Origin of the sequence: Arthrobacter sp. SDTb3-6, from assembly GCF_013376095.1 — a bacterium.
Lineage (GTDB): Bacteria > Actinomycetota > Actinomycetes > Actinomycetales > Micrococcaceae > Specibacter.
Genome location: NZ_JAAMFN010000023.1, coordinates 57,371 through 64,501, shown reverse-complemented (window position 1 = coordinate 64,501; position 7,131 = coordinate 57,371). Strand labels below are relative to the sequence as shown.

Genomic DNA, 7,131 nt, shown 5'->3' with positions numbered 1-7,131 from the left:
GGCGACGACAAGGACCGCCACGGCCGCTACCGGCAGGACCGCGACCCCGACCGGGCCGGGATCCGGCTGCGCGGCTGGAAACCCCGCAACACAGCAGACGGACGCATCGGCTGGACATCCCCGACCGGCACCTGCCACCCACCCCAGCAAGCCCCCGCCCCGGGACCCGCCTACCCAAAATGGCTCAAAAACACCTCACCACCCCGGCCACCAGCAGCGCACACACCGCCGGCACCCGGTCCGACCTCAACCACAGCCCCCTCGAACACCTCACCGACCACCCCACCAGCCACCACTCGGGGACCCCGGATTAGCCGTGGGGATATCCCCGCCTCTTGCAGATGGGAGGATTAACCAGTGGGACACATCGACGTTGCAAACATTGACTACTTTCTCTCCGACGGCCGGCAGCTGCTGAACGGGGTGAACTTCCGCGTCTCGGACGGCACCAAGACGGCGCTCATCGGTCCGAACGGCACAGGCAAGACCACCCTGCTGCGGATCATCTGCCAGGACATCAAGGCTGACGAGGGTGCCGTCTCGCGTTCGGGCAGCATGGGTGTCATGCGCCAGTTCGTGGGCCAGGTCCGGGATGACAGCACCGTCCGCGACCTGCTGCTTTCCGTGGCCTCGCCGAACATCGCTGCCGCGGGAAAGGCCGTGGACGCGGCCGAGGAAGCCATGCTGGAGCGCGACGACGAGCCCAGCCAGATGGCCTATGCCCAGGCGATCGCCGACTGGGGCGACGTGGGCGGCTACGAGATGGAAACCACGTGGGACGAGGTCACCATGGCCGCCATGGGCATGGATTTCTACAGTGCCCAGTACCGCAAGGCGTCGTCGCTGAGCGGCGGCGAGCAAAAGCGCCTGGTGCTGGAAGCGCTGTTTGCCGGACCCGATGAGCTCCTGTTGCTGGATGAGCCGGACAACTACCTTGACGTGCCTGGCAAGCGCTGGCTGGAAGCGAAAATGGGTGAATCGGACAAGTCGGTGCTGTTCGTCAGCCACGACAGGGAACTGCTGGCCAATGCCGCGGACAGGATTGTCACGCTGGAACCTGGCATCAACGGTGCCTCGAGCTGGACGCACGGCGGCGGCTTCGAGTCCTACGTAAAGGCCCGTGAAGACCGTAACGCCCGCTTTGAGGAGTTGCGCAAGCGCTGGGACGAGGAGCACGTCAAGCTCAAGGAACTCGTCAACATGTACAAGACCAAGGCGGCATTCCGCTCGGACATGGCCAACCGCTACCAAGCCGCGCAAAGCCGGCTGGCGCAGTTCCTCGAGAAAGGTCCGCCCGAGGCCCTGCCCATCGAGCAGAACGTGAAGATGCGGCTCAAGGGCGGGCGCACGGCCAAGCGCGCCATCGTCGCCACGAAACTGGAACTCACAGGGCTGATGAAACCGTTCAGCACCGAGATCTGGTTCGGCGACCGCGTGGGTGTGCTCGGCTCCAACGGTTCCGGCAAGAGCCACTTCCTGCGGCTGCTGGCGGCCGGCGGATCCGATCCGGACAAGGAACACGAGCCCGTCTCCGACGTCGAAATTGCCCACGTCCCGCACGAAGGCACCGTGAAGCTTGGCGCAAGGATCCGGCCCGGATTCTTCGCCCAGACGCATGCCCGGCCAGACCTGCTGGGCCGGACCTTGCTGGAGATTCTGCACCGTGGCGACGAACACCGCTCGGGCCTGGGCCGGGAAGCCGCCGCCGGCGCCCTGGACCGGTACGGCCTCGCGTCCAGTTCCGAGCAGAAATATGATTCCCTCTCCGGCGGCCAGCAGGCCCGGTTCCAGATCCTGTTGCTGGAACTCTCCGGTGCCACGCTCCTGCTGCTGGACGAGCCCACCGACAACCTGGACCTGCATTCGGCCGAAGCGCTCGAAAAGGCCATCGACTCCTTCGAAGGAACCGTCCTGGCCGTCACGCACGACCGCTGGTTTGCCCGCTCCTTTGACCGTTTCCTGGTCTTCGGCTCCGACGGCAAGGTCTACGAAACCGGGGAACCTGTCTGGGACGAAAAACGCGTCGAGCGGGCCCGGTAGGGCCGCGCTACCGGACTTCCACCTCCGCCACCTGGAAATCATCCTCCAGATGCCGGCCCACCAGCACGGTGAAGACACCGCGCTCCTGCTGCCAGCCGCCGTCGTAGTGGGCGAGGGAGCGGGCCGGAACCCGGATGGCGACCGTGCCGGACGCCCCGGCGTCGAGCACCGTGTCCTTGTAGCCGGCCAACCAGCGCACCGGGCGGTCAACCGCTGAATCGGGCCGGGCGAGGTAGACCTGGACGACGGCGCGGCCGGCGCGGCTCCCGGTGTTCGTGACGGGCACGCTGACTTCCACGTCCCCGCCAACATCCACCGCGGCCGGCAGGGACGGCGCGCCCAGGGCAAAGGTGGTGTAGCCGAGCCCAAAACCAAACGGATACGCCGGCGCGGCACCCCCGGCCGCCTGCTGCTTCAGCCAGGCCCGGTAGCCGAGGTGGATCCCCTCCCCGTACACCAGCCGGCCGTCCACCGGGGTCGTGTCCAGCACCGGCACGTCCTCCAGGGCGGCCGGCCAGGAGGTGGGCAGGCGCCCGCCGGGCTCCGCTGTGCCCAGAAGGATGTGTGCGACGGCATCGCCAAATTCCTGCCCGCCGAACCAGCCCAGCAGCACCGCAGCGACCTTTTCGCGCCAGGGCATGAGCACCGGCGAGCCCGAGTTCACCACCACCACGGTGCGCGGGTTCACGGCGGCAACCGCCTCCACCAGCGCGTCCTGGCGGCCGGGCAGGTCCAGGTTTTGGCGGTCGAAGCCCTCGGACTCGATGGCCGCATTGGTGCCCACCACGACGACGGCGACGTCCGCGGTGCGGGCATTTTCCACCGCCTCGGCAATTTCCGCCTCGGGGTCCGCAACCATGGTTTCCTCGCCGAGCAGGATGGCCGTCAGCGGGATGCCCGGGCCGGCGGGCAGCCGGTACAGCGCAGACAGCGCCACCCCGCCCCCGGCCGCCGTCGTGACGCCCAAGGTGCGCCGGGGCGGGTCGAAAAGGGCCGCTCCCAGCACGTTGGTGTGGTCCGTGAGCTCATCGTCAAACACCTCGGCGCCATCCACGCTCAGCCGGACCCGCCCCACCGTGCCGATGCCGATCGTGTGCAGGCCCGCCCCGGGCGCCGTCCACACCGTGTCCAGCCGGATCGCGGCCGTTCCCTCGGGGATGCCGGCTCCAAACCAGACCAGGCGCGAGGCCAGCCGGTCCTCGCCGCCGATCTCCGCCCCGGCCGCGTCGAGGAAGGTCACCCGCAGCCCCGGGACGTTGCCCACCGGGTTGTGCAGTTCCATACGTGGGAATTCCTGCAGCCCCTCGGCCACCTTGGCGCCGCGGCTGTAATGGACGACGGCGTCCGCCGGCAGTGCCTTGCGCAGCCCTTCCAGCGGGGAGACGGTGTGCCTGGGCTGGACCGTGGCGCTGCCGCCGCCCTGCGTGCGGGCCTGCTCGGCGTTGTGCCCGATCACCGCCACCCTGCGCAGTGAGGCAGGGTCGAGGGGGAGCAGCCCGCCCTCGTTGCGGAGCAGGACGGCACCCCGGGTGGCGGCTTCGCGGGCCAGGGCGGCGCCGTCGTATTTTCCGGCGGGAGCGGCGACGGCCGGTTCAAAACCGTCCAGCACGCCCACCCGGGCGGCCAGGCGCAGGATCCGGGTGACCTTTTCGGTGATCCTGGCCCGGGGCACGCGCCCGTCCTCGACGGCAGCCACCAGGGCGGGGCCCCAATGGCCCACGGGACCGGGCATTTCCAGGTCCTGGCTGGCGTTGGCGGCCTCCACCGAGCGGACGGCGGTCCAGTCGGAGACCACGACGCCGTCGAACCCCCATTCCGTGGACAGCGGCGTCTCCAGCAGGTCATTTTCGCTGGCGGTGGTGCCGTTGATGGAGTTGTAGGAGCTCATGACCAGCCAGGCCCGGGCCGCCGTGACGGCCTCTTCGAACGCGGCCAGGTACAGTTCGCGCAGCGGCCGCCCGGCCACGACGGAATCCGCCGTGAACCGGTCGGTCTCCGCCTCGTTGGCGAGGTAGTGCTTGGGTGTGGCGCCAACCCCCATTGACTGCACGCCCTCCACATAGGCGGCGGCGAGCGAAGCGGTCAGCAGGGGGTCCTCGCTGAGGGCCTCAAAATGGCGTCCGCCCAGTGGCGAACGGTGGAGGTTGATGGTGGGGCCGAGGATGGCGTGGACGCCCTTGCGGCGGGCCTCCTGCCCGAGCACCTGCCCGTAGCGCCGGGCCACGTCCCTGCTCCAGGTGGCGCCCAGGGCGGATCCCGACGGCAGCGACACGGAGTCGTGCCGTTCGTCGAAGTCCTCCCCGCGGACGCCGGCCGGGCCGTCGGAGAGCACGACCCGGCCCAGCCCGATCTCCGGGATGGCGCGCGTGGACCACACATCGGCCCCGGTCAGCAGCGAAACCTGCTGCTCCAGGGTCAGGGACTCGGCGAGCGTGCGCAGCCGGGCATCGGTGGCGGCCAGCGGTTCGGGACGGGGCGTGGAAGTCATGCGGCCAGCGTACCGACAAAAACAAAGTCTGACTAGATTTTGATCCGGGCCGTGACATAGACTGGGCGGCATGTTGGTTCCGCCATCCCGCGGGAGGTACGCCAAGGGCGTTGAACGCCGGGAACAAATCATCCAGACCGCCACGGACGTCTTCGCCACGGAAGGGTTCGAGGGGACGGCCCTCAGGCGCGTCGCCGAGCTGGTGGGCGTCCGCGAATCCACCCTTTTCCATTACTTTGGCACCAAGCAGGAACTGCTCACGGCCGTACTGGAGGAACGCGACAGGCGCGCCCACCGGGACCTGGGCGGGGAGGGCGGGGACATGGTGTCCGCACTGCCCGCCGTGGCGCGGCGCAATGCCGCCCAGCCGGGACTGACCACGCTGTATGCCGTGGCGTCGGCCACGGCCAGCGCGCCGGACCACGCATCCCACGAGTACTTCCACAACCGGTTCAAGGCCGTTGTGGACAACGCGGCCCGCGACATCGCCGCCAGGCAGGAAGCGGGCACACTGCGCACCGACCTGCCGGCCGTGGTCCTCGCCAGGCTGCTGGTGGCGGCGTCGGACGGGCTGCAGCTGCAGTGGATGTACGACAAAACCCTCGACATGGCCCGGGACCTGGATTCGCTGGCCACCACCTTGTTCGCCCCGCCAGCAGTGCCCAACAACCAGTGAAAGCCAGTCCCATCATGCCCAAGCAGCCGGTCCGCCACGCGGCCATGGCCACCTTTGCCGTTTTTGCCATCAACGGCTTTGTCTTTGCCAGCTGGGCCGCCCGGATCCCTGCCGTCACACGGGTCCTGGGCCTGACCGCCGGGGAGATGGGGCTGCTGCTGCTGACCATCGCCGCCGGCTCCGTCATTGCACTGCCGCTGGCCGGGACCGTGGTGGGGCGCCTGGGCACGGCGTCCACGGTGCGGACGGGCGGCTTCACCTCCTCCTTTGGCGGGCTTATCATCGCCACCTCGCTGGCCCTGGGCTCGGTCCCCCTGACCGCCGTGGGACTGTTTTTCTTTGGCGTGGGAATCGGGCTGTGGGACGTGTCGCAAAACGTGGAGGGCGCCGACGTCGAACGGCACCTGGGCAGGACCATCATGCCCCGGTTCCACGCGGGCTTCAGCGGAGGGGCCCTGCTGGGTGCGCTCGTCGGCGCCGGGCTGTCCGCCCTGCACGTGAGCATGTCAGCGCACCTGTTTGCCATCGTGGTGCTGGTGGTGGCCGCCATGCTCACCGTGCCGCGGCACTTCCTGCCGCGGGCCGCCGGCGGGCCGGCGGCGGAAGCAGCACCAGCGGAAGCACCGGCGGAAGCGCCGGCGGGGGCCGCCCCGGCGAAGGGCCGCAGCGCCTGGTCGGAAAGCCGCACTCTCATGGTGGGGCTCGTGGTCCTCGGCGCCGCCCTGACCGAGGGCGCCGCGAACGACTGGATCGCCAAGGCCACCGTGGACGGGATCGGGGCCACCGAATCGGGCGGCGCCATCATGTTCGCCGTCTTCGTGGCCTCCATGACGGCGTTCCGGTTCTTCGGCGGCCGTTTCATCGACGCCTACGGCCGCGTGCCGGTCCTCTACGGCAGCCTCGGCGCCGCCTTGGTGGGGCTGGTGCTCTTTGTCATGGCGCCGGACATCTGGCTTGCGGGCCTGGGCGCGGTCTTCTGGGGTGCGGGGGCGGCGCTGGGCTTCCCCATGGGCATGTCGGCCGCCGCCGACGATCCTGCCAAGGCCGCCGCCCGCGTATCCGTGGTTTCCACCATCGGCTACGTTGCCTTCCTGGCCGGCCCGCCGCTGCTGGGTTTCCTGGGCGACCACGTCACCGTCCGCCGGGCGCTGCTGGCGATCGGCGTGGCGATCATCGCCTCGATCCTCACCGCCCCGGCTGCCAGGCCGCTGCCGGCCGAAGCTCATGCAGCCTATGAGGGCAGCGGCCGCTGAACTACATGCCGTTCCAGGCATGTATCCCGCGCCAGGGCCCATAGCAGGAGCGTCAGGCCCAGCCCCAGCAGCGCCCCGGCAATCGTGTCCGAGAGCCAATGGGCGCCCAGGTACATGCGGCTGTAGATCATGGCAACGCTGAGCACGGCACCGCTGGCCCACATCCACAGGCGTCCCAGCGCGACGGCGGTGGCCACCATTGCTGCGACCGTGGCACTTACATGCCCCGAAGGGTATGAAGCGGTGCTGACGTGCACCAGGCGGTCCAGGGGGCGGTCCCGGCCCACCAGGAACTTGAGCAGGTGCGTGACGCCCAAGGTGCCCAGGTTTGCCCCGGCCGTGAACAGCGCCAAGCGGCGGTGGCGCACCAGGAGGGCAAGGAACAAGGCGGCGCCATAAAGGATCATCCCGGTGTTGCCGACAAAATCCAGCACCTTGTTCACGGTGGTGAGCCACGGCGTGCGGGAGGCGTCCAGCGCAACATTCCAGGCGTCGTCGTACGCCTGGAAGAACGGGTGGCCGGCGGAAGCGGAGAGGACCAGGGCGCCGGCCAGCACCACGGCCAGGGCAGGGCCGGAGGCCCAGAGGAGCACAGGCAGCGGGGCCCGCAACGGCCGAAGGCGGGGCCTGGACTTTTCGATGGCAAGCACCCGGCAATTCTAGGACCGCCTCAT

6 protein-coding genes are annotated in these 7,131 nt (G+C 69.4%); 4 read left to right on the top strand and 2 right to left on the bottom strand.

The genetic code is table 11. The features are described 5' to 3' along the window. Positions 1 to 179: 179 nt before the first annotated feature. Together G6035_RS20170 and G6035_RS12425 are read left to right on the top strand one after the other, a co-directional pair. Entirely contained in the window at positions 180 to 314 is a 135-nt protein-coding gene (locus tag G6035_RS20170) for a hypothetical protein (protein WP_256127948.1), read from the top strand. Between the two features lie 43 nt (positions 315 to 357). Then, on the top strand, positions 358 to 2,040 hold the full coding sequence (locus G6035_RS12425) for an ATP-binding cassette domain-containing protein (protein ID WP_176617413.1): 1,683 nt from the start codon (positions 358 to 360) through the stop codon (positions 2,038 to 2,040). Between the two features lie 7 nt (positions 2,041 to 2,047). On the opposite strand, the gene G6035_RS12420 is transcribed toward G6035_RS12425, so the two are convergent. After that, positions 2,048 to 4,528, bottom strand: coding sequence for a beta-glucosidase (locus G6035_RS12420; protein WP_176617412.1), 2,481 nt, complete (start codon positions 4,526 to 4,528; stop codon positions 2,048 to 2,050). Between the two features lie 70 nt (positions 4,529 to 4,598). Here G6035_RS12420 and G6035_RS12415 point away from each other — a divergent pair, with 70 nt between their 5' ends. Both G6035_RS12415 and G6035_RS12410 read left to right on the top strand, forming a co-directional pair. Then, positions 4,599 to 5,204, top strand: coding sequence for a TetR/AcrR family transcriptional regulator (locus G6035_RS12415; protein WP_176617411.1), 606 nt, complete (start codon positions 4,599 to 4,601; stop codon positions 5,202 to 5,204). Positions 5,205 to 5,218: 14 nt separating this feature from the next. Next, positions 5,219 to 6,457, top strand: a complete 1,239-nt coding sequence (locus G6035_RS12410) for an MFS transporter (protein WP_176617410.1) — start codon at positions 5,219 to 5,221, stop codon at positions 6,455 to 6,457. On the opposite strand, the gene G6035_RS20630 is transcribed toward G6035_RS12410, so the two are convergent. Next, the gene (locus G6035_RS20630) at positions 6,436 to 7,107 is read right to left on the bottom strand and encodes a phosphatase PAP2 family protein (protein WP_176617409.1); all 672 of its coding nucleotides are present in this window, start codon (positions 7,105 to 7,107) and stop codon (positions 6,436 to 6,438) included. The genes G6035_RS12410 and G6035_RS20630 overlap by 22 nt on opposite strands. Positions 7,108 to 7,131: the final 24 nt, after the last annotated feature.

What these genes read in the sequence shown, in the direction of transcription:
- G6035_RS20170 (WP_256127948.1), top strand. Translation starts at nt 180, where the DNA reads ATGGCTCAAAAACACCTCACCACCCCGGCCACCAGCAGCGCACACACC.
- G6035_RS12415 (WP_176617411.1), top strand. Translation starts at nt 4,599, where the DNA reads ATGTTGGTTCCGCCATCCCGCGGGAGGTACGCCAAGGGCGTTGAACGC.
- G6035_RS12410 (WP_176617410.1), top strand. Translation starts at nt 5,219, where the DNA reads ATGCCCAAGCAGCCGGTCCGCCACGCGGCCATGGCCACCTTTGCCGTT.
- G6035_RS12420 (WP_176617412.1), bottom strand. Translation starts at nt 4,528, where the DNA reads ATGACTTCCACGCCCCGTCCCGAACCGCTGGCCGCCACCGATGCCCGG.